18 protein-coding genes are annotated in these 20,343 nt (G+C 69.1%); 10 read left to right on the top strand and 8 right to left on the bottom strand.

All coding sequences use genetic code 11. The features are described from left to right. Positions 1-40 precede the first annotated feature (40 nt). Together LK533_RS02510 and LK533_RS02505 are read right to left on the bottom strand one after the other, a co-directional pair. Positions 41-4,204, bottom strand: coding sequence for a translocation/assembly module TamB domain-containing protein (locus LK533_RS02510; protein ID WP_420705800.1), 4,164 nt, complete (start codon positions 4,202-4,204; stop codon positions 41-43). After that, the gene (locus LK533_RS02505) at positions 4,201-6,171 is read right to left on the bottom strand and encodes an autotransporter assembly complex protein TamA (RefSeq protein ID WP_229361181.1); all 1,971 of its coding nucleotides are present in this window, start codon (positions 6,169-6,171) and stop codon (positions 4,201-4,203) included. Before LK533_RS02505 ends, LK533_RS02510 begins: the two co-directional genes overlap by 4 nt. Before the next feature lie 141 nt (positions 6,172-6,312). Here LK533_RS02505 and LK533_RS02500 point away from each other — a divergent pair, with 141 nt between their 5' ends. Beyond that, positions 6,313-6,489: a hypothetical protein gene (locus tag LK533_RS02500; protein ID WP_229361180.1), complete on the top strand. Its 177-nt coding sequence runs from the start codon at positions 6,313-6,315 to the stop codon at positions 6,487-6,489. A gap of 3 nt (positions 6,490-6,492) precedes the next feature. On the opposite strand, the gene LK533_RS02495 is transcribed toward LK533_RS02500, so the two are convergent. Next, a complete protein-coding gene (locus tag LK533_RS02495; RefSeq protein WP_229361179.1) occupies positions 6,493-7,110 on the bottom strand; it encodes a S24 family peptidase in 618 nt (205 codons plus the stop codon). Positions 7,111-7,199: 89 nt separating this feature from the next. On the opposite strand from LK533_RS02495, the gene LK533_RS02490 reads away from it, so the two are divergent. Then, the gene (locus LK533_RS02490) at positions 7,200-7,382 is read left to right on the top strand and encodes a hypothetical protein (protein ID WP_229361178.1); all 183 of its coding nucleotides are present in this window, start codon (positions 7,200-7,202) and stop codon (positions 7,380-7,382) included. Beyond that, a complete protein-coding gene (locus LK533_RS02485; protein WP_229361177.1) occupies positions 7,379-7,693 on the top strand; it encodes a hypothetical protein in 315 nt (104 codons plus the stop codon). Before LK533_RS02490 ends, LK533_RS02485 begins: the two co-directional genes overlap by 4 nt. 3 nt (positions 7,694-7,696) lie before the next feature. Here the strand turns inward: LK533_RS02485 and LK533_RS02480 are convergent, their stop codons facing one another. Both LK533_RS02480 and LK533_RS02475 read right to left on the bottom strand, forming a co-directional pair. Beyond that, complete coding sequence (locus tag LK533_RS02480) at positions 7,697-8,491, bottom strand: hypothetical protein (RefSeq protein WP_229361176.1); 795 nt, start codon at positions 8,489-8,491, stop codon at positions 7,697-7,699. Then, positions 8,488-9,726, bottom strand: coding sequence for a TIGR04063 family PEP-CTERM/XrtA system glycosyltransferase (locus tag LK533_RS02475; RefSeq protein ID WP_229361175.1), 1,239 nt, complete (start codon positions 9,724-9,726; stop codon positions 8,488-8,490). The genes LK533_RS02480 and LK533_RS02475 overlap by 4 nt, the downstream gene beginning before the upstream one ends. An 86-nt stretch (positions 9,727-9,812) precedes the next feature. On the opposite strand from LK533_RS02475, the gene LK533_RS02470 reads away from it, so the two are divergent. The 3 genes from LK533_RS02470 to LK533_RS02460 are packed head-to-tail and all read left to right on the top strand — an operon-like array spanning position 9,813 to position 13,087. Continuing rightward, complete coding sequence (locus LK533_RS02470; RefSeq protein WP_229361173.1) at positions 9,813-9,965, top strand: hypothetical protein; 153 nt, start codon at positions 9,813-9,815, stop codon at positions 9,963-9,965. Beyond that, positions 9,958-11,334, top strand: a complete 1,377-nt coding sequence (locus LK533_RS02465; protein ID WP_229361172.1) for a putative O-glycosylation ligase, exosortase A system-associated — start codon at positions 9,958-9,960, stop codon at positions 11,332-11,334. Before LK533_RS02470 ends, LK533_RS02465 begins: the two co-directional genes overlap by 8 nt. A gap of 7 nt (positions 11,335-11,341) precedes the next feature. Beyond that, positions 11,342-13,087 carry a hypothetical protein gene (locus LK533_RS02460; protein ID WP_229361171.1) on the top strand — a complete coding sequence of 582 codons (1,746 nt, stop codon included), beginning with the start codon at positions 11,342-11,344 and terminating at the stop codon, positions 13,085-13,087. A 155-nt stretch (positions 13,088-13,242) separates the two neighbouring features. On the opposite strand, the gene LK533_RS02455 is transcribed toward LK533_RS02460, so the two are convergent. Further along, positions 13,243-14,187: a right-handed parallel beta-helix repeat-containing protein gene (locus tag LK533_RS02455; protein ID WP_229361169.1), complete on the bottom strand. Its 945-nt coding sequence runs from the start codon at positions 14,185-14,187 to the stop codon at positions 13,243-13,245. A 99-nt stretch (positions 14,188-14,286) separates the two neighbouring features. Further along, positions 14,287-14,850, bottom strand: a complete 564-nt coding sequence (locus LK533_RS02450; RefSeq protein ID WP_229361168.1) for a type 1 glutamine amidotransferase domain-containing protein — start codon at positions 14,848-14,850, stop codon at positions 14,287-14,289. Positions 14,851-14,961: 111 nt separating this feature from the next. Here LK533_RS02450 and LK533_RS02445 point away from each other — a divergent pair, with 111 nt between their 5' ends. From LK533_RS02445 to LK533_RS02435, 3 genes are all read left to right on the top strand, one after another. Next, the gene (locus LK533_RS02445) at positions 14,962-15,990 is read left to right on the top strand and encodes a DNA topoisomerase IB (RefSeq protein WP_229361167.1); all 1,029 of its coding nucleotides are present in this window, start codon (positions 14,962-14,964) and stop codon (positions 15,988-15,990) included. Between the two features lie 66 nt (positions 15,991-16,056). Continuing rightward, complete coding sequence (locus LK533_RS02440; RefSeq protein ID WP_229361166.1) at positions 16,057-16,533, top strand: pyridoxamine 5'-phosphate oxidase family protein; 477 nt, start codon at positions 16,057-16,059, stop codon at positions 16,531-16,533. A gap of 1 nt (position 16,534) precedes the next feature. After that, a complete protein-coding gene (locus LK533_RS02435) occupies positions 16,535-16,921 on the top strand; it encodes a YkvA family protein (protein WP_229361165.1) in 387 nt (128 codons plus the stop codon). 81 nt (positions 16,922-17,002) lie between these two features. Here LK533_RS02435 and LK533_RS02430 read toward each other — a convergent pair whose 3' ends face one another. After that, positions 17,003-18,235 (bottom strand): polyhydroxyalkanoate depolymerase, encoded by a 1,233-nt coding sequence (locus tag LK533_RS02430; RefSeq protein ID WP_229361164.1) that lies wholly within the window; start codon positions 18,233-18,235, stop codon positions 17,003-17,005. 221 nt (positions 18,236-18,456) lie between these two features. On the opposite strand from LK533_RS02430, the gene LK533_RS02425 reads away from it, so the two are divergent. Beyond that, positions 18,457-20,199 (top strand): ABC transporter transmembrane domain-containing protein, encoded by a 1,743-nt coding sequence (locus LK533_RS02425; RefSeq protein WP_229361733.1) that lies wholly within the window; start codon positions 18,457-18,459, stop codon positions 20,197-20,199. Positions 20,200-20,343 lie beyond the last annotated feature (144 nt).

The following is a 20,343-nucleotide window of genomic DNA, read 5'->3' as shown; positions in this document are numbered from 1 at the left end:
GTGTCGAACCACCAACGCTCCGTCGCGCTGGAGGTGCCGATCAATAGTCGCGTGAAACGCGGAGGTTAGCGCTTTGCCGCCCGATGGTGGAGATGGAGGAAAGCAGCGACAGCCAGCGGGTGACGCGGAACTCGACGTTGGTCGCCGAATAGCCCTGCCCGTCCGTCACGATCTCGGCATAGAGCCGCCGCGTCAGATACTTGCCGGCCGCGACGGAGGTGCCCTGCCCGGTCTGCGGATCAGCGGGCAGGATGCGCAGGCGGTCGAGCCCGGTTGCGCGGCGCACCGCGTTGATCGGATCAAGGCCACCGTCGCCGTTCTGCAATGCCGCCACTGCCGCCGCGAGCTGCAGCGCCTCGGGCGCGGACAGGTTGGTGATCGAGGTGCCGAACAACAGCCGTGAGAGCAGTTCGTCCTGCGGCAAGGCCGGGGTGCTGCTGAAGTCGATCTCGGGCTTGAGCGCGGTGCCGGTGACGCGGATGGTCGCGTTCAGGCCCTCGGTGTCCGCGTCTGCCGAGATATCGAGCGCGGGGTTTGCGGGCACGGACCCATCGAAGCGGATGATGCCGCGCTGCAGTTCGAACTCGCGGCCGGCGAATTCCACGTCGCCCTGCACCAGATCCGCGCGGCCGCCGATCGCGGGGTTGGTCGGCTCACCCCGAATGGTGAGGTCCGCGGACCATTCGCTGCGCAGGCCAAGACCGGTCACCGTCAGCCCCTTGGTGGCGCGCGCGTGCAGGTTCATCCGCCACGGACGCCGCGGCAGATCGTCCTGCTCGTCGCCGCCGGGCAGGTTGATCTCACGGATGGCGATGCGCGGCAGCGGCGCGCTCGCCGCTGCCTTGCCGAGTTGGTAGCGACCCTCGTTCAACCGGACCTCGCCGCCGATAGTTCCCCCGGATCCGTCCGAGCGGATGGTGATCGGACCGGTCACGGTGGCGGCAAGCGTATCGGTGTTGATCAGCCGGGCGCGCTGCGCCTGGATGTTGAGGTCGATGCCGAAGCCCCGCACCGCCGCAAGGTCGAACGCGCCAGTGCCGCTGACCTGGCCGGAACGGCCGTCGCTTGCGGAGAAGCGGTCGATCACCAGCCGCGAGCCGCCGAAGCGGCCCTGGGCATTCACCTGGGTCAGCACGGTTCCCGTCGCGCCGCTTTCGATGCGAGCGTTGGTGGCGCGCAGCGACCCGCGGATCTGCGGGTCGGCCAGACGCCCGCTGACGTCGGCGCCGATCGCAAGCGGGCCCGACAGGTCGAACAGCTCGATGCCGGTCATCCGCCACAGCGTGTCGGCCGGGCCGTCATAGCGCAGCTGCGCGGCAAGCGGCGCATTGGCGATGCGGCTGGCAAGCGTACCCCCGCCTCCCAGCGGCGCCAGCCGCGCCTGCGCACGCCCGATGATCTTGCCCCCGCTCGCCAGCAGCGCCCGCGCGCCGACCTTGTTGGAGTCGAGCACGGCCGCAAGGCCGATGTCGATGGGCCGGGACGCGAGCACCAGCCCCGCGCGCGAAAGCCCGCGCACCGTCATGTTCACGCGCCCGCTCGGTACCCCGCCGCGCAGCGCATAGTCGAGCTTGCCCGACGCATTGCCGCTGAGGCCAAGCCCCGGATAGCCGATGTCGAGCACCGACAGCGGCATGCGGGTAAGCTGGAGCGCGAGCTCGGTATCGCCGTTGCCGAAGCGGCCGGACGCCTGTGCCTCGCCCCCTGCGAAGGTGAAACGCGTCGGGGCAATCCGCCAGCCGCCCGCGTCGTCGCGACGGATCACCGCCGGCGTCTCTAGCTTGAGCGGGCGGCCATCGAGCGTGCCCTGTGCCTGCACGCGATATTCGTCGGCAGTAACTTGGGTGACCGACTGGATCGCAAACGCACGGCCGCGTGAGCCCGCGATGGAGGCCCGGACCTCGCCCTCGCCGCCGCGCAACCTGGCGTTGCCGGCAAGTCTTGCGATCGACAGCGCGCCGCGGCGCAGGCCTTGTGCCGTGGCAGTGGCGTCGATCGTGGTCCCGACGGGATCCAGCAGGATGCTCGCCTCAAGCCGTCCGACGCGCACGCGCCCCTGTGCGCCCAGCTGCGCGTTGCGCGCGTCGGCCGCGATGTCGATGCGCTGGATCCCCCCCTGCGGCACGAAGCGGACTTCGCCCGACAGGCCGCCACCGCCGAATGCCAGGCGTCCGTCGAAGCCGTTCTCCACGATCGCGATGGCGCCGCTTGCACGGGTGCCGCTGACGTCGAGCCGGTCGACGGCGATGCTCGCCGTCTGCCCGCGCGGCAGCAGGATGCGGCCGTTGCCGGTAAAAGGTCCCAGCCGCGACGCCCCGGCCGCGGTGAAGGCAAAGCCCTCCGGCGTCGGGTCGAGATGCGCGGTGACGTCGGCAAGGCCGAGCGTATCATTTGGCCGTTCGAAACGAAGGTCGAGCGTCGGCTTTTCGATCCGTCCGTCGAGGATCAGCGAGACGGGGCCGTAGGTCCGCTGCTGGCCCTGCCCGACAAAGCGGAACGTGCCGTCGCGCCGACGCAAGCCGTTGCCACGCAGCGTCAACCCCGGCGAAGTGAGCACGAGATTGCGGAAGTAGAGCACGCCGTCGGTGCCGCGCTCCAGGCCGGTGGTGATGCGCGGCAGGCCCTGGGTCAGCGAGCGGAAGAAGCCGTTGTCGAGCCGCACCATCTGCGCGGCGCCTCGGCCGACGATCCGCGTGCCGTGCCGGTTCGGACCCGGGACGGCGGTCAGCTGGGACTGCACGTCGACGATGCCGAGGCCGGGGATCAGGTAGCGGCGCAGGCCACCGGTCAGCCCGACCTCATATTGGCCGTTGCGCAGGTCCAGCACCAACGTGATCGTGCCGTTGAGCTTGTCCGAGCGCAGCCGCAGGTTGGAGCCGGTGAGCGTTTGCGCGGTGACCTTGAGCGCACCCTCGACCGACAGGTTGCGCAGGATGCCACCCGCCACATCACCGACGCCGGTCACCCGCTGTGCGGTGACGCGGATGGGCACCGTTACCGGAGCGGCCGACAGCCGTCCCTTGCCGCTGGCGCGGGCGCCTTCAAAGCCGGTGTTGTCGAACGCGAGCCGATCGGCCGTGACACGATAATCGAAGGCCGCGGTAGCGAACGCGCCGTCGAGGATGGCGCGCAGTTCGATGTTGCGACCCGACATGTTGGGGAACAGCGCGGCCGGGCGGAGCAGCCGGGCGTGCAGGCGCAGGTCGCGATAGGCGCTGCTCGCCAGGTCGAGCGCGCCCTCCGCCTCCAACGCCAGCGCGGCGGAGCGCAGGCCCAGCCGCCCCTCCAGCCGGCGGTTGGCGAGGGTTGCAGCCCCGCTCACCAGGATGCGCGGAGTCGACAGCCGCTGGAGCTTGCCCTTCAGCAGCGAGGCCGGCGTGAGCGTGCCGCCCAGCGTATAGGCACCCGAGCGATTGCCGAGCGCAAGGTCGATCACGCGCGTCTGCCCGGCGATGCCGAGCGCGCTTCCCTGCCAGCGGCTCCAGCTGCCGTCGCCATCGATGCGCAGCGACAACGGCCGGCGAACACCCGAAAGCTGCGCCAGCACGCCATCGGCCCGGCCGATCGCGCGCGTCGCGATGTCGAAGCGGTCCCGGTCGGGTTCGGCATCCAGGTGGACGCGCAAAAGATCGCTGCCGTCGACCCGCGCGGCGAGGTCGACCAGCGCGCGCCCTTCATGGATGTCGGCCCGGCCCTGCACCTTCCCCACGCGCGCCACTCCGGTGACGGCGGGCGCAACCTCCAGCCGATCGATTCGCAAGGCGCCGATGCGGATGTCGAAGCCCGGCAGGATCGGACCCTTGCGGCCGGTCGGCCGCGGCTGCGGCAGCTTGGCGAGGATCGCGCGCGGGATCACCAGCCGCGTGATGTCGAGGCGGTTCGACACCCATGCGAACGGGCGCCAGTCGAGGTTCGCCACGGGCGCGCGGAAAACCAGACCCTTGGGGTCATAGATGCGCACATCGATCAGGCGCGCCCGGCCGTAGATGGAGCCTTCGATACGGCCGATGCGGTAGCGCATCCCATCCTTCGGCTGGAGCGCAGCGATGCGATTGGCGATCAGCCGGTGGCCCGGCCCGGTGTCGAGCAGCAGCAGGAGGGCTGCGAAGCCAAGCACCACCAGCAGCACGGCGCCGGCAACCCGCCGCGGCCACCGCCGCCGTACGGGAGCGACCGGCGCGTCGGTTTGCGCCTCCTCGCTCAAAACGCCTGTCCGAGGGACACGTAGACGGCAACGCGGGCGTCCCCCTTCTGCGGGTTGAGCGGCGTGCCGACATCGACGCGGATCGGCCCGAAGTTGGAATAGTAGCGTACGCCCAACCCGGCCCCGTATCGGAAGCCCGAGAAGTCCGGCAGCGTCGAGGTATAGATGTTGCCGCCGTCGAGGAACGGCACCACGCCGAAGTTGCCGAACGCCCGCACCCGCGCCTCCAGCGCGAACTCGGCCAGGCTGCGGCCGCCGATCGGGTCATTGTTGGGATCGCGCGGGCCGATGTCCTGATAGCCATAGCCGCGAACCGACGCGCCACCGCCGGCATAGAAGCGCCGCGAAGGCGCTACGGCATCGCGGGGCGCCCCCAGGATCGAGCCGACCCGCACGCGTCCGGCAAGGATCACGCCATCGCTGACGGGTCGGTATGCGCTGGCGTCGATCTGTGCGCGGGTATAACCGAACGCCTTGCCCGACAGCGACAGCTCGGGGCTCAGCCGCCCACCGAGGCGGAAGCCGCGCGTCGGGTTCAACAGGTCGTCCGATCCATCATAGTTGAGCGAGGTCGGCAGGGCGCCGATGAAATAGGTCCGCCGCCGCGGTTCGCCGGTGGAGACGATCACGTCGCGCTCGTCGGTCGCAACCAGCTCGGCGCCGAGCGACCAGGTCCAGGTCTTCTGGAAGAAGATGTTGGTCTGCCGCTCCAGCGCGGCGGAGACGGAGAAGGTGTCCGCCTCATAGGCGTCCCGCTCCAGGTGCGAGGCCGAGATCTGGCCGGTGAAGACCCGGTCGCGACCGTGGAAGTTGTTGCGGCGGAAGGTCAGCGCGCCAAGCTGCTCGCGGGTGCCGGCGACGCCGCGCACCGTCAGCGCGCCTTCGGGCGGGAACAGGTTGCGGTGCGTCCAGCTTGCCTCGACGCGCGCACCCTCGCCCGTGCCATAGCCAAGCTCGCCGGCGATGGTGCGGGGCGGCGCGGGTTCCAACGCGACGTTCAGGTCGACGGTACCGGGCGTCACGCCTTCGACCTCGCGAACGCGAACCGAGGAGACAAGGCCCGTCTGCACGATCGCGCGGCGCAGGTCGTCGACTTCGGCCGCGTCATAGGGGTCCCCGGGTGCGAAGCGCGCGATCTCCTGCACATGCTCTCCGTCGAACACGCGCGCATCGGGCGTGGTGATGCGGCCGAAGCGGCGCTCGCCGCCCGGCGCGACCGGCATTTCCAGCGTGGCGGTGCGGGTCGCATGGTCGACCACCACCACCGGCGGACGCACCCTGGCAAAGGGGAAGCCTTCGCGGCCGACTGCGGTCCGTACCCGCTCCTCCCCAGCGGCGATGGCATCGCCGTTGACCGGGTCCTGCGGCTTGACGCCCAGCGCGCTCTCGATCGCCGGAGCCTTGGCGCCCGCACCCTCGGCACCCGGCAGCGCCACCTGCTCGAAGCGATAGAGCGGCCCAGGCTCGACCTGCAAAGTGACGAGCAGCTTGCCGCCTTCCGACGCCGTCGAGGTCAGGACGCGCGCGTCGTAATAGCCCTCGTTGCGCAACAAGTCGTTGAGCAGCGCCGCATCCTCACGCGCGCGGCGGTCGATCTGCGCGGCGTTGGCGGCATGTCCCTCGTTCGCGCGCAGGGTCGACAGTTCGTCGAAGCGCTGGCGAAACAGGTCGCCGCCGATCCCGTCGATGCCGGTGATGCGGTGGGTGTAGCGCCGCTCGGCTGCCGCGAGGTCCACGTTCGGATCGCTCGATGCCGCCGCTTCGGTGGGATCGGGCGAGAGATCGGGCCAGTCGACGCCAATGTCGGGCATCGGCGAGAGCGGCGATGCCGGATCGAGCGAGGACGGCGCACCGTCCTGTGCCGCCGGATCCGCGGCCGTTTGCTGCGCCCGCACGCCCACGGGCGCGAGTGCGACGGCACACCCCGCGGCGGCGAGCAGAACGAGCCGGCGGGAGGGCCTCGACATACCGACGTCCCTAGCCCGAGTTTTCGGCACTCGCCAAGCGTTTCGGCGTGGCAGTCGCCGGTGTGGCGTCCGCACGGGGCGATCCGTTGCATCCGTCTCGCCTGGCTGGTGTCGCCGCACGGGCCGTGGCACAGGCGGGCAATGGATCGGCGTCCCCCTCGCAACACCGCTGCCGGCGGCTTCGCCCTGGCCACCGGCGCGCTGGGCGGCGCCCTGATCGGTGCCGCTGGCTTTCACCAGCCCACCATCGGCCTGCTGGTGGGGGTTGGCGTGGGCACGATCATCGCGCTGGCGGTGTGGCTGGTCGACCGCCGCTGACGGTCAGCGAAGTCGCCGCGCCAGCCAGACGACGCGGCCGACGATCTCCAGTCGATCGCCGGGACGCACCAGGATCGGCGGATAGGCAGGATTATCGCTGACCAGTTCGATCGTCTTCCCCGCCCGGCGGAGGCGCTTGACCAGCAGAGTGCCATCGTGGCGCACCACCTGGATGCCCTCCTTCCCGTCGTGCACGTCCGTGTCGACCAGGATCGAATCGCCGTCCTCGAGCGTCGGCGCCATCGAATCGCCGCGCACCGCGATCATCGACAGCGCCTCGGGCCGCGCGCCCAGCCGGCGGACGAACTCCGCGTCCAGCCGCAGCGGCGCCGCCGATTCTAGCTCCACGATCGCGCCCGGCCCTGCGGACGCCGCCAGGTCGAGCCGCGGGATCGTCACCGTTGCCAGCGCGGCTGCCCCGCCCAGCCGCGCCTCCGGAACGCCCAGGTAGCGGGCGAGCTTTGCGCGGTCGTCCTCGCGCAGCATGCGGGGACTGCCCCGCTCCAGATACTGCTGCAGATAGGCGGCATTGCGGCCCAGAAGCCGCGACAAGGCTGCCAGGCTTTCGCCCCGCTCCGTCGCCAGGGCGACGAGCACCGCGCGCTGTTCCTGCGGATCCACAGCCGCTTCCTAGCCGTAGGAAATTTCCTAGACAAGTTGGATTTCGCAGAACAAGAACAAAACAAGAACGCGAATCAGGAGATTGTCCGGTGACAATTTTGCAGAAGATCGACCAGTTCCTGCACGTGACCGGCATGCCGCCGACCGTGTTCGGACGCGAGGCGGTGCACGACCCGCGGCTGGTGGGCGACCTGCGCAACGGGCGGGAGCCGCGGCCCGACACGGTGGCCCGGATCGAGAGCTATATCGCCCGGCAGGAGCACCACGCATGAGCCGCGGTCCGGATGCGGCGACGTTGCTGGAGCGCCGGCTGCTGCTGGCGGCGCAGGCGGGCGGACAGGATCTGGTGGTGAGCGATGTGCAGAGCGTGCCGTGGGCGAGCGCGACCTTCAACGGGGCGCGGCATCGAGTGACGGCGCAGGCTGCAGCGTCGCCGGGACTCGATGCCTGGCTTCAGTGTCTGCCGGAGGCCGAACTCCCGTTGCGCGGGCACCTGGTGGCGGACCTGACCGTCCTGTTTGCGGCTGCCGAAGGCGACCGCCTGCGCGTGGAGATCGAGGTCCTCACGGTGGAGGACCGTTGATCCTCAGGCAGGCGTCGCCCAGCGCCGCAGCGAGGCAAGCGTCGCCTGCAGCGTTTCGTCCCGGCCGGGGGCAAGCCGCGGCCCCTCCCCGTGTTCGCGGCGCGCCAGCCCTCGCTCGAGCCGGACCAGCAAGGCGCGGGTGGAGGCTTCCTCCAGCGGCGTAGGCTCGGGTTCCGGCTCCGCCGGGGCGGCAAATCCGGCGCGGATCTGCGGCGTGAGGCGTGTCACGTCCACATCGTCCCCCAGCTGCGCATCGGCCTGGAACAGGGGGCGGACGGTCACGATCGGGGCGGGAATCGCCTGTGGGTCGAAGGCGGCGAGTGGGAGGTCGAGGTCTTCCGGCAGCGCCTGCTCGATCGGCTCGGCTGCGATCGCGATTGCGCTGCTTGCCGCCGTCACCTCCAGAAAGGGCGTGCCCAGGTCGCGCATCGCCAGCACCGGCGCGCGGGCAGGCGCATCCGGATGCGCGTCGCTGCGGCGGAGCACCGGAATGGCGGCGACTTCACGCTCGGCGGTCTTCTCGCGGCTGCGTCGGGCAGGAAGCGTGAACACCACCGGGAGTCGTCCGAAAACGATTCGCCCCAGGCCCCACAGCAGCGCGGCCGTGATGCCTGCGAGCAGCAGCATCAGCGCGAGCCGCGCCGTGATGCCCAGCGGCGGGGCCGCAGCGGCAAGCACGTCGGGCAGCCCGCTTTCGGCGACCTGCGCCTCGATCCAGGCGATGGGCAGCAGCAGCACGACCAGCGCGACCAGCACACCGCCCAGGGTGGCGGCGACCGTCGCGGCGGGCAGGCTCAAGCGTCGGGGAGCGACTGTGGCGTCCATGGTGCGTCCGTTGCGAAGCCTTTGACAAGCGCGTGATACACAGGGGCGTAACGCGAAACATTTGACGACCAGTTACGCTCGCGCTCGACAAAGGCGCGCGCGCGATTGCGCATCGGCTCCCAATCCGTGCGGTCGGCGAACAGGTCGCCGACGCGCTGGGCGAGCGCCTGCGGGTCGTCGGCCGGGAACAGGGTGCCGGTGTCGCCGTCGCGGATCAGCTCGCGATGGCCGCCGACGTCGGACGCCGCGACCAGCCGCCGCTGCGCCATCGCCTCAAGCGGCTTCAGCGGCGTGACAAGGTCGGTGAGGCGCATCCGCTTGCGCGGATAGACCAGCACGTCGACGAGGCCGTAATACCGCTCCACCGCGTCGTGCGGCACCCGCCCGACGAAGCGGATTGCATGCCCCACGGGCGAAGCCGCCGCCTGCGCGCGCAACGCAGCCTCCATCGGCCCGCCGCCCACCAGCAGCAGCTTCAGCCGCGGCCGTCGGGCGACAAGGCTCGGCATGGCGGCGATCAGGTCGTCCAGCCCCTCATAGTCGTAGAAGCTGCCGATGAAGCCGATCGTCTCGCCTTCCAGCCCCAGCTCGCGCGCGAGCGTCAGGTCGGGCGGTGGCGGATCGCCGAACAGGGTCATGTCGACCCCGTTGGGCGAGACGAAGATCCGCGCCGGATCGATGCCGCGCGCCACCAGGTCGCGCTGGAGACCTTCGCAGATCACCGCCACCGCATCGGCACGGCGCACCAGCCACGTCTCCAGCCCGCGGATCATGCGATAGCGCCGCGAACCCTCCGTGCCGGTGCCGTTGCCGACCGCAGCATCCTCCCAGAAGGCGCGGATCTCATACACCAGCGGCAGCTTGCGCCGGCGCGCGACGATCAGCGCGGCGAGGCCGTCCAGCACCGGCGAATGGGCGTGCAGCACGTCAGGGCGGAAGCGCGCCACCGCCTGGTCGAGCCGGCGGGCAAGCGCCGCCACCTCGCGCAGCTCGCCGATGGGCGCGCGTGCCGGCCGGGGCGGATCGGTCCGGAAGAAGGTCAGTCCGTCGACGACCTCCTCGGCAACGCCGTCGCCGCCTTGGCGGGCGCCGGTCACCCCCGCCACCGTCCACCCGCGCGCGATCTGCGCCTTCAGGATGGCGCGCGTGCGAAAGGTGTAGCCGCTGTGCAGCGGCAGGCTATGATCAAGGACGTGCAGGATCCGCATGGCTGGTATCCTGCCTCTTGAGCAATTAACGCTGCGTCAACCGTGCTTTTGCGGCGGCCCGGCGCGAACGGTAAGAAAGCGGGACGATGATCGACAATTTCTCGCTTGGGCTGTCGCACGGATTGATGCTGCTGGCGGCATGGCTGCTGCTGCGGCGACCCGACCTCGACCGGGAGGCAAGCGAAGGCGAGCGCGAGCAGGCGGATCGCCCGCGGCGCAGGAACCGCTTCGGTGCGTGACCTTGCCTTTGTCGGCTTCCTGGCGGCGCTGTTCGCCTTCGGGTTCCGGCGACCGTTCCTGTTCGTGCTGGCCTATGCCTATATCGACATCGTCTCGCCCCAGCGGCTGACCTATCTGCTGCTGAACTCCGTGCCGATCTCGGCGATCGCCGCGGCGCTTGCGGTCGGCGGGTGGCTGCTCACCGACGACAAGCGGGGCTTGCGCGTCGCCCCGCGCCAGCTCCTCCTGCTGCTGTTGCTCGGCTGGTGCTGGTACACCACGCTGCATGCCGACTTCCCGGTGGAAGCCGGATACAAATGGGACTGGGTATGGAAGGCGATGGCCTTTGCCATCTTCCTGCCGCTCACCCTTCGCACGCGGCTTCGGATCGAGGCGCTGCTGCTGTTCATGCTGCTGTCGGCGGCGTCGATCATCGTCGTCGGCGGGATCAAGACGCTGGTGACCGGCGGCGGCTATGGCGAGCTCAACCTGATGGTCTCGAACAACGCCGGTCTGTACGAGAGCAGCACCATCTCGACGGTGGCGATCGCGATCGTGCCGATCCTGCTGTGGTTTGCGCGCCACGGCACCATCTTCCCGCCCGACTGGCGCGTACGCACCTATTGCGGCGCGCTTGGCTTTGCCTGTCTGCTGATCCCGGTCGGCACCTCGGCCCGGACCGGCCTGTTGTGCATCGCGCTGCTCGCGGTGCTGATGCTGCGCGAAGTGAAGCGCAAGCTGCCCTATCTGGCGCTGCTGGGCGTGGCCGGGCTGGTCGCGGTCCCGCTGCTGCCGTCGGCCTTCACCGAGCGGATGGAGACGATCCGCACCTATCAGGGCGATGCCTCCGCCTCGACGCGCTTGGCCGTCTGGCAATGGACGCTCGACTATGTGCAGGAGCATCCGATGGGCGGCGGGTTCGACGCCTATCTCCAGAACCATATCCGCTATGACACGGTCGCGACGGTCGGCGCGGCCAACAACGCCACGGTCGAGCGGGCGCTGGAGGTGGACAAGGCGCGTGCCTATCACAGCGCCTATTTCGAGATGCTTGGCGAACAGGGCTATTTCGGCCTGGCGCTGTGGCTGACGATCCATCTGGGCGGGCTGTTCCGGATGGAGCTGCTGCGCCGGCGCTATGCGAAGGCACCGACGGAGCTCGCCTGGGCAGCCCCGCTCGCAACCGCGCTTCAGCATGCGCACCTGATCTACCTCCTGGGTGCGGCGTTCGTCGGCATCGCGTTCAACCCGTTCGTCTTCATGCTGCTCGGCGCGCAGATGGGACTGGACACCTATCTGGCGCGCAAGCGGGCGGAGAGCCACTGGCGGCCGATGCAGCGCGCCCGTGGCGCGCAAGCGCCAGTGGCGCTCCAGCCGGCGGAGGGCTGAAGGACCTATGGGGGGATTGTTCCTGGCACGCGCGGACGAGCGCGCGGCGGCGGCGCTGGCGGGAGCGCGGGCCCAGGCGCAGGACGCGGGGCTGCCGAGCCCGACAAGCCATTCCCTCGCCGGCTGGTCGCTGCTTCATTTCGCTCCGGCGGGCGGAGCCTCCACGGGACTGCTGGAGGATGGCGACGATCTGGTCGCGGTCGCCGGCACGCTGGTGTTCGACGGCCAACTCGGCAAACCGGCGCTTGCTGCGCTGCTCCGGCATGCGCCGCTGCCAGCACTGGACTGGTCCCGCATCGGCGGGGAGTTCGTGGCGCTGGTGCGCCAGGATGGCCGCAGCTTCCTGTTCGGCGACTTCTTTGCCGCCTTTCAGCTGTTCCATGACGCCGAGCACCGTGTCTTCTCGACCTCGCTGCTGGCCGCGCTCCAGGCGCTGCCGAGCGTCCGCTTCGATGCCCAGGGCGTCTATGAGCACGCGTTCAACGTAGTCCCGATCGGCGACGACACGGTGTTTGCCGAGCTCAAGACGCTGGGACCCAGATGGGTGCTGGAGCTGATGCCCTCGGGCGCGGTGGTGCGTCACGCGACCGCCAAGCCCCTGCCCGACGCGCCGGTGCGCCGGTCCCTGCCGGACCGGCTCGCGGAACATCGGGAGCGGCTGCACGCGGTCGTTGCGGCGCATGTCGCCAGCTATGGTGACAGCATCCAGTGTCCGCTGTCGGGCGGCATCGACTCCCGGCTGCTGTTTGCGGCTCTCCGCGCGGCAGGCAGCCGTCCGTCCGTCTACGTCTATGGGCCGGAAGGAAGCGCCGACGTCCGCATCGCGCAGGCGATCGGCGCGGCAGAAGGCTTCGACGTTGCCTGGATCGACAAGCAGGCCGCGCCGATCGCACCAGACGCCTTCCCCGAGCAGGTGGCCGCGAACTTCCATCAGTTCGACGGACTGCCGACCTATGGCAACATTTTCGACAATGGCGGGCATGCTGCCGCGCAGAAGCTGCGGCATGCCAAGGGCGCGCTTGCGGCGTCGGGCGGGTGCGGCGAGGTCTATCGCGATTTCTTCCTGCTGCCGGACCGGCGGCTGACCGCAACGACCGTCGCCCGCAGCTTCTTCGCGCGCTTCACACCCAGCGACACGACGGCGGCATTCGACGGGCGCGCCTTCCTTGCGCAGATCGCAAACAAGATCGCCGAGGCGCTCGACCTGCCGGACGCACGCACGCCCATGTCACGTACCCGCGCGGAACAGGCCTATCCGCGCGTGCGCTGCCGGGCGCTGTTCGGCCGCGAGATCAGCCTGGAGGCACAGCACGGCGCCTATCTGATGCCGTTCCTGGATCATCAGCTGGTCGCAAGCGCGCTTACGCTGCCGATGGCGGCAAAGCACGCCGGGCGCTTCGAGGGGCAGCTGCTGACGTCGATCGACCCGCTGCTTGCCGCCTACCCGTCCGCCTATGGCCATCATTTCGCCGAGCCGCCCGGCCGCCGCCACCGCTTCGACGAATGGTCCTCGCGCATCCGGCCGGCGTGGGTGCGCCAGCACAGCTATGCGGTCCAGCGGCGGCTGCGGCCGATGGGCGACGAGCACGGCGGGCTGCTGTCGCCCGACTATATGGACCGGGTGATCGACCCCGACTTCCCCGCCATGCGGCAGTTCTTCGCGATGGAGCGGATCACCGACTCCGGCCTGTGGCGGCGGATCGCCTGCCTGGAATATCTCGCCGGCTGGCTGGGATCGCGGCTGCGCAGCTGACGCTGGCAGCGGGAGCAAATAGTACCGTTCGTGCTGAGTAGGGGCTGAGCTTGTCGAAGACCCGTATCGAAGCATCGCTGGCGGTCCTTCGATACGCGATTCCGACTTTGCTCAATGGCTACTCAGGACGAACGGGTATGCTTCCCGTTATCGCGCTAGCGATCGGCGTAGGGCGCGATCCGGTCCGTGAGGCTGTTGTTGCGCAGCGTGACCCGCTCGCCCGACCAGTTGCCCACAAAGGTCGTCTTCCACTGGAACGCGGGCGCGAGCCAGGCGCGGTTGTTCTCGATCACCAGCCCGGCGGACGGGTTCTTCGCTCCCTCCGGTGCGACGGTGATCATGGTGGAATAATTGTCCTTGTTCCCACCCACCGCAAAGCTGTTGCCGGCAATCCGCCCGGTCGCGCCGTTCGACAGGTCGATCATGTAGTTGGTGTTCTGCCCCGCCGAATCGTCAAAGCTGTTGTCGAGGATGGTGACACGCGGCGCACGGCTCTTGAGATAATGGCCGCCCGTTCCCCGCTCGAAGCGCGAGCGCGTGACCGTCAGCGCGGCGAACTCGCCGACATAGATGCCGTGCGCGCCATTGCCCGTCGGATCCTTGCCCAGACCAGCGAAGGTAGACCGATCGACCGTGATCGTGGCGCTGGGATCGGCCGCCGACAGGATGCCGGACTGGTTGTCCACGAAGCGCGTGTTGGCGACCGCGAGATCGCCTTTCTCGATGCGGATGCCCGCCCCATTGCCATCGGGCACCTGGATGTGGGTGAAGACAAGCCCGTCCACTCGCGCGCCCGCACCACGCAGCACCAGCGCCGCCTTGTCCTCGCACGCGACGCGCTCGAATACGGAGCGCCCGAGTTCGGCGGCGACATAGGCGATCCGCCCTGCCCCTTGCACGGCGCACTCGCGGTAGGTGCCGGGCGCGATCTGGATCGTGCCCTGGCCGGCACCGATCGCGTCCACAGCTTCCTGCAATCGCGCGTAGCTCCGCCCGGTTTCCGTCACCAGGAAGCGGCCACCCTCCTGGGCGACAAGCGGCGCGGCGGCAGTGCCGACCAGAAGCGGAAGCATGGTGGCGACGGCGGCGAACAGGCGCATGCTCGATCCTCGAACAAGACGGCCCTTCGCCGCCGCCGGCCGTCGTACCAGAACGCGCCGGGCGCGGCAGGTGCCCCGCCCGGCCTGTCCCGTTCTGGGTCAGTCGTCCGCATCCTCCGCCAGCGCGGTTTCCAGTGCCTCGATCAGCGCGCGGCTGAAGGCGGGAATATCGTCCGGCTTGCGGCTGGTGATGAGGTTGTCATCGATCACCACCTGCTCGTCGACTACTTCGGCGCCGGCGTTCTCCAGGTCGGTGCGGACGGAGGGCCAGCTGGTCACGCGGCGGCCGTCGACCACATCGGCCTCGACCAGCAGCCAGGGCGCGTGGCAGATTGCGGCGACGATCTTGCCCTCGTCCATGAACTCGCCGACGATTTCTACCGCACGCTCTTCCAGGCGCATCTTGTCCGGGTTGGCGACGCCGCCGGGCAGCAGCAGCGCGTCATAATCGTCAATGTCGACCTCCTCCAGCGTCAGGTCCGGCGTGATCGTCCGCCCCTTCTCGCTGTCGTGGACGACGCCCTGGATCGCGTCCGTCTTGATGGAGGCCAGGGTCACGTTCACGCCCGCGTCGATCAGCGCCTGACGCGGATCGAACAATTCGGATTCCTCGAACCCGTCGGCTGCCAGGATCAGCACACGCGCATCGCCAAGGTCTGCCATTCGAAGTCTCCTATCCGGTTGGGAACATGGGGAGCGAACCAGCCGGGACGCCCGCCGGTTCCGGAACGAAGCGACGAGCGGCGCATTGGGAGCGACAATCGAGAGGATCCAATGACAGGCGGGGAAATCCAGTTCATCGACCATGCGCAGCCCGGCATTACGCGCCGCAAGATGCGCCACGGGTGGGGCTATTTCGGAGCGGACGGGACCCGCATCACCGATCGTGAAGAGATCGACCGGCTGAACGCGATCGGCCTGCCCCCGGCGTATCGCGATGCCTGGTTCTCGCCGGACCCGTTCGGCCACATCCAGGCGATCGGCTGGGACGAGCGCGGCCGCAAGCAGTATCGCTATCACACCGTCTTTCGCGAGGCGCGCGAGGCGGAGAAATACGACCGCTGCGCCCAGTTCGGCCATTTGCTCCCCAAGCTGCGCGCCAAGGTCGAAGCGGACCTGCGCCATCGCAAGCTCGACAAGGACCGCGCGGTCGCAGCAGTCGTGCGGCTGCTCGACCTGGGACGAGTGCGCGTCGGCAACGAAGGCTATGCCAAGGAAAACAAGAGCTTTGGCGCGACGACGCTGCGCAAGCGCCACGCTCAGCTGAAGGGCGACCGGCTGAAGCTCCAGTATCGCGCCAAGTCGGGCAAGATGCGGACGCTGACCGTCACCGACAAATCGCTCAGCAGCTTTGTGAAGCGTTGTCAGGACCTGCCCGGCCAGAACCTGTTCCGCTGGGTCGATGCCGCCGGGGAGACGCACCCCGTCACCTCGACCGACGTCAACTGCTACATCCGCGAGGCGATGGGCGCCAACTACACGGCCAAGCATTTCCGCACCTGGGGTGCGAGCGTGCTGGCGTTCGAGGCACTGGCGACCGCCGCGCACGACATCAGCCTCAAGACGATGCTGGAACCGGTGGTGGAAGCGCTCGGCAACACGCCCGCGATCGCGCGCAAGTCCTACGTCCACCCGCGCCTCATCAACCTGGTGAAGAGCGGCCAGACGGAGTTTCGTCAAACCCTGCGCATGCCGCGCACCAAACGCTATCTGAGCCGCGCAGAACGCGGCCTGATCGCCTTTCTGGAAGCGGAGATCGAAGAGGAAATGGCGACTGAGGCGCCAGTTCGCGAGGCCGCCTGACGCGGTCTGTGGAAACCGCTGCGCCGCCGCTCGTTATCCTGTCCGAGCCATTCAAGGAGAACGATGATGCCGGACAAGAGCCCGAAGGAAATCCGCGAGGAAATGTGGAAGGCGATGGCCGCCAGCCCCTATGTGATGCTGGGCACCACCACCGATCGCGAGCACTTCGAGCCGATGTACGCGGTGCTGGACGAGGACGCGGACAGCGAGTTCTGGTTCTACACCAGGAAGGACAATCGCGCGGCCGCTGGTGGTCCGGCCACCGTGCAGTTCGTGTCCAAGAACCACGACCTCTATGCGTCGCTTCGCGGCACGCTCACGACCGAGAACGATCCGGCGGTGATCGACCGCTATTGGAACAAGCAGGTCGAGGCATGGTATGAGGGCGGCCGGCAGGACCCAAGTCTGTTGATGCTGCGCTTCGACCTCGCCGATGCGGAGATCTGGGAGACCGATCACAGCATCACCGGCAAGCTCAAGATGCTGACGGGCAACACCATCTATGACGAGGAAGCCGGAAGCCACACCCGGATCACGCTCTAGGGTGCGCGCGCGGCGGTTCGTCGGGCCGTCGCTTGCCCATCGCGTGCGGGTGGAGGCGCATGCCGTCTGGCTGGCGGTGCGCGACCCCCGCACGCCGCTTGCCGCGCGCCTGCTCGGGCTGGTGATCGCCGCCTATGCGCTCTCGCCGATCGACCTGGTGCCGGACTTCGTGCCGGTGCTGGGGCTGATCGACGACGCGCTGCTGGTGCCCGCCGGCCTGTGGCTGGTCGCGCGGATGGTGCCGCCCGCACTGCTGGTCGAGCATCGCGCAACCGCGGAGGCTGCGGCGCGCCGCCCCGTGTCCATCGCGGGGTTCGCCATGGTGTTGCTGCTGTGGGCAGCGCTTGCCTGGGCCGCGTGGAGTTCGGCGCGGGTCTTCTGGAACTGAGGCGGGCGCCCCCAGCCCTCCCCCAACGCCGTTTGTTTCGAGCAGGGATCGAGCCTGTCGAGAGCCCGTGTCGAGAAAGCCTCAGCCGCCGTGCTGCGCGATCCACCCCTCCAGCACCGGCGCGATTCGGTTGCGCCACTTCGAGCCGTGGAAGATGCCGTAATGGCCGACGCCTTCGGCCATGTGATACTGCTTCTTCGCGTCCGGCAGCGCCGTCGCGAGGGTCAGCGCTGCGCGCGTCTGGCCGAGGCCGGAAATATCGTCCCGCTCGCCCTCGATCGCCAACAGCGCCGTGTCGGTGATCGCCGCCGGATCGACCGGCCGACCGCGGTGGGTCATCGTACCTTTGGGTAGCGCATGGGTCTGGAACACCAGCTCGATCGTCTGCAGGTAGAATTCGGCGGTCATGTCGCAGACCGAGCGATACTCGTCGTAGAAGGCCTTGGTTGCAGTCGCGCTGTCGCCGTCGCCCTCGACCAGATGCTTGAACATCTCCCAGTGCGAAATCATGTGGTTGCCCAGGTTCATGCTCATGAAGCCGGCAAGCTGCAGGAAGCCCGGATAGACCCGGCGCCCCGCCCCCGGATAGGTCATCGGCACGGTGGCGATGACGTTCTGCTCAAACCAGGCATGCGGCCGCTCGGTCGCGAGCGTGTTGACCGCGGTCGGCGCCTCACGCGTGTCGATCGGCCCGCCCATCAGGCTGAGCGTATACGGGCGGTTCGGGTGCTGGTCGCGGCCCATCGCGGCGACCGCGGCATAGGCCGGCACCGACGGCTGGCACACCGCCAGCACATGCGCGCGCGGATCGCCTTCCGCCCCGATCGCCGCCAGGAACTCGATCAGATAGTCGATATAGTCATCCACGTCGAAGCGGCCGTCCGACAGCGGCGCCAGCTTCGCGTCGCGCCAATCGGTGATGTAGACGTCGGCCGAGGTCACCATGCGCCGCACGGTGTCGCGCAGCAGCGTGGCATAATGGCCCGACATCGGCGCCACGATCAGCAGCTTGGGACCGCCGGTCACGCCTTCGCGGGCGAAGTGCTTGAGCTGGCCGAACGGCTTGCGGAGCACGATCTCCTCACGAACCGCGACCTCGCGCCCGTTCACCGTAGTACTGGTGATGCCGAACGCCGGCTTGCCGCGCGGTGCCGCGGCATGGGCGAATACTTCGAGCGCCGAGGCGAGCACCGGCCCGCCCCCGAAATAGGAAAAGGGATTCGCCGGGTTCTGGAGAAGGCCCGCACCGAAATTGGCCATCGCACTGGCACCGGCCAGCATCGAGCGCTGGAACTCATAGGCATCGTACAACATCAATCCATCCGTCCTTCGCCAGCGCCCCCGCGCAGGACGGCACTTTGTCTTGTGATATAAAGCGCTTCTGCGCTGCGGCAATCATTACTCAGCCGGCGCCATCTCGCCGGACCAACGCGCCGCGTCGCGCAGAGGTTTCACCGCGTGCCCGTTCGCGCTAGTCGGGCCGCATGGCACTTCGTTCCTCGCAGCGCACCGCCCCGGCCGAGCCGACCACGGGCATGTTGCCCGCCCTGAAGCTCGTTTGGGGCTTCACCATCCGATACAAGCTTCAGCTTGCCGCGGCGCTGGTGTCGCTGCTGATCGCGGCGATGGCGACGCTGTGGATCCCGCGCACCTTCCAGAAGGTCGTCGACAACGGCTTCGCCGCCGGCGCCGACCCGTCCAAGATCGGCGGCTATTTCGAGGGACTGTTGTTCGTCGTCGTCGCGCTGGCGTTCGCGACCGCGGGCCGTTTCTATTTCGTGTCCTGGCTGGGTGAGCGGACGGTGGCGGACATGCGGGCGGCGGTGCACCGCAACCTCTTGCGCATGCCGCCGCGCTGGTTCGAGGAGAACCGCCCGTCGGAGATCGCGTCGCGCCTGACCGCGGACACCGCAATCGTCGAGCAGATCGTCGGCACCACGGTTTCCACTGCGCTGCGCAACCTGCTGATCGGCGTCGGCGGCATCCTCTACCTCTTCGCGCTCTCCCCCAAGCTGGCTGCGTTCCTCATCATCGGCATCCCGCTGGTGGTGACGCCGATCATCTGGATGGGCTCGCGCGTGCGCAAGCTGTCGCGCTCCAGCCAGGATCGCATCGCCGACATCGGCGCGATCGCGTCCGAGACGCTGGGCGCGATGAAGATCGTCCAGGCGTTCGGACAGGAGCGGCGCGAGGCGGATCGCTTCCAGTCGGCGGTCGAGGAAGGGTTCGGCGTCGCCCGCCGCCGCTTCGGCACGCGCGCGATCATGACGGCGATGGTGATCGGCCTCTTGTTCGGCGCGATCACGCTGATCCTGTGGGATGCGGTCAGCGACGTGGCGTCCGGTCGCACGACTGGCGGCGCGCTGACCGCCTTCGTCATCACCGCGGCGCTGGTGACGGGCTCGTTCGGCGCACTGACCGAAGTCTATGGCGACCTGTTGCGCGCCTCGGGTGCGGCCGGGCGGCTGGCTGAGCTGCTGGCGCAGGAGCCGGAGATCCGCGCGCCTGCCAACCCGGTCGCGCTGCCGCAGCCGCCGCAGGGCGCGTTGGCGTTCGCGGACGTGTCCTTCCGCTACCCTACCCGCCCCGATGTCGCGGCGCTCAGCGACTTCTCGCTCGAAGTCTCGCCGGGTGAAACGGTGGCGGTGGTCGGCCCTTCCGGCGCCGGCAAGTCGACGCTGTTCCAGCTGCTCCAGCGCTTCTACGATCCTGCTGCCGGCATCGTATCGGTGGACGGCGTCAACGTGCGCGACGCCGACCCGGCCGACGTTCGCGCCCGCATCGCGATGGTGCCGCAGGAGACGGTGATCTTCGGCGCTTCCGCGCGCGACAATCTGCGTTACGGGCGCTGGGATGCCGGGGACGAGGCGATCTGGGCTGCCGCAGAAGCCGCCAACGCCGCCGAGTTCCTGCGCGCGTTGCCGGACGGCCTCGACACCTTCCTGGGCGAGGGCGGCGCGCGTCTGTCGGGCGGACAGCGCCAGCGCATCGCGATCGCCCGCGCGCTGCTGCGGGACAGCCCGATCCTGCTGCTGGACGAGGCGACCTCCGCCCTTGATGCGGAGAGCGAACGCCTGGTGCAGGACGCGCTCGAGCATCTGATGCGCGGCCGCACCACGCTGGTGATTGCCCACCGCCTCGCCACGGTGCGCGCCGCCGGCCGGATCGTGGTCATGGATGGTGGCCGCATCGTCGAGAGCGGCACCCATGCGGAGCTGACCGCGCGCAGCGGGCTCTACGCCCGGCTCGCGGCGCTCCAGTTCGACCAGGCCGGCTGACGGGCGGAGAGCATCAACTACGGCCCCGCTCGTGGTCTTCAGGATAGTTCCTTGTCTCTTGCCTTCATGGCGTTACCGTAGGACCGATACTGGGACGAGGATGCCGTGATGCGAACCGTGACTGCCGCAGTTCTTCTGGGCGCG

This window comes from Sphingomonas sp. PL-96 (assembly GCF_020707215.1).
In the GTDB taxonomy this organism is placed as follows: Bacteria; Pseudomonadota; Alphaproteobacteria; order Sphingomonadales; family Sphingomonadaceae; genus Sphingomonas.
The sequence above is the reverse complement of the archived record's forward strand: the minus strand, read 5'-3'. Positions and strand labels throughout refer to the sequence as shown.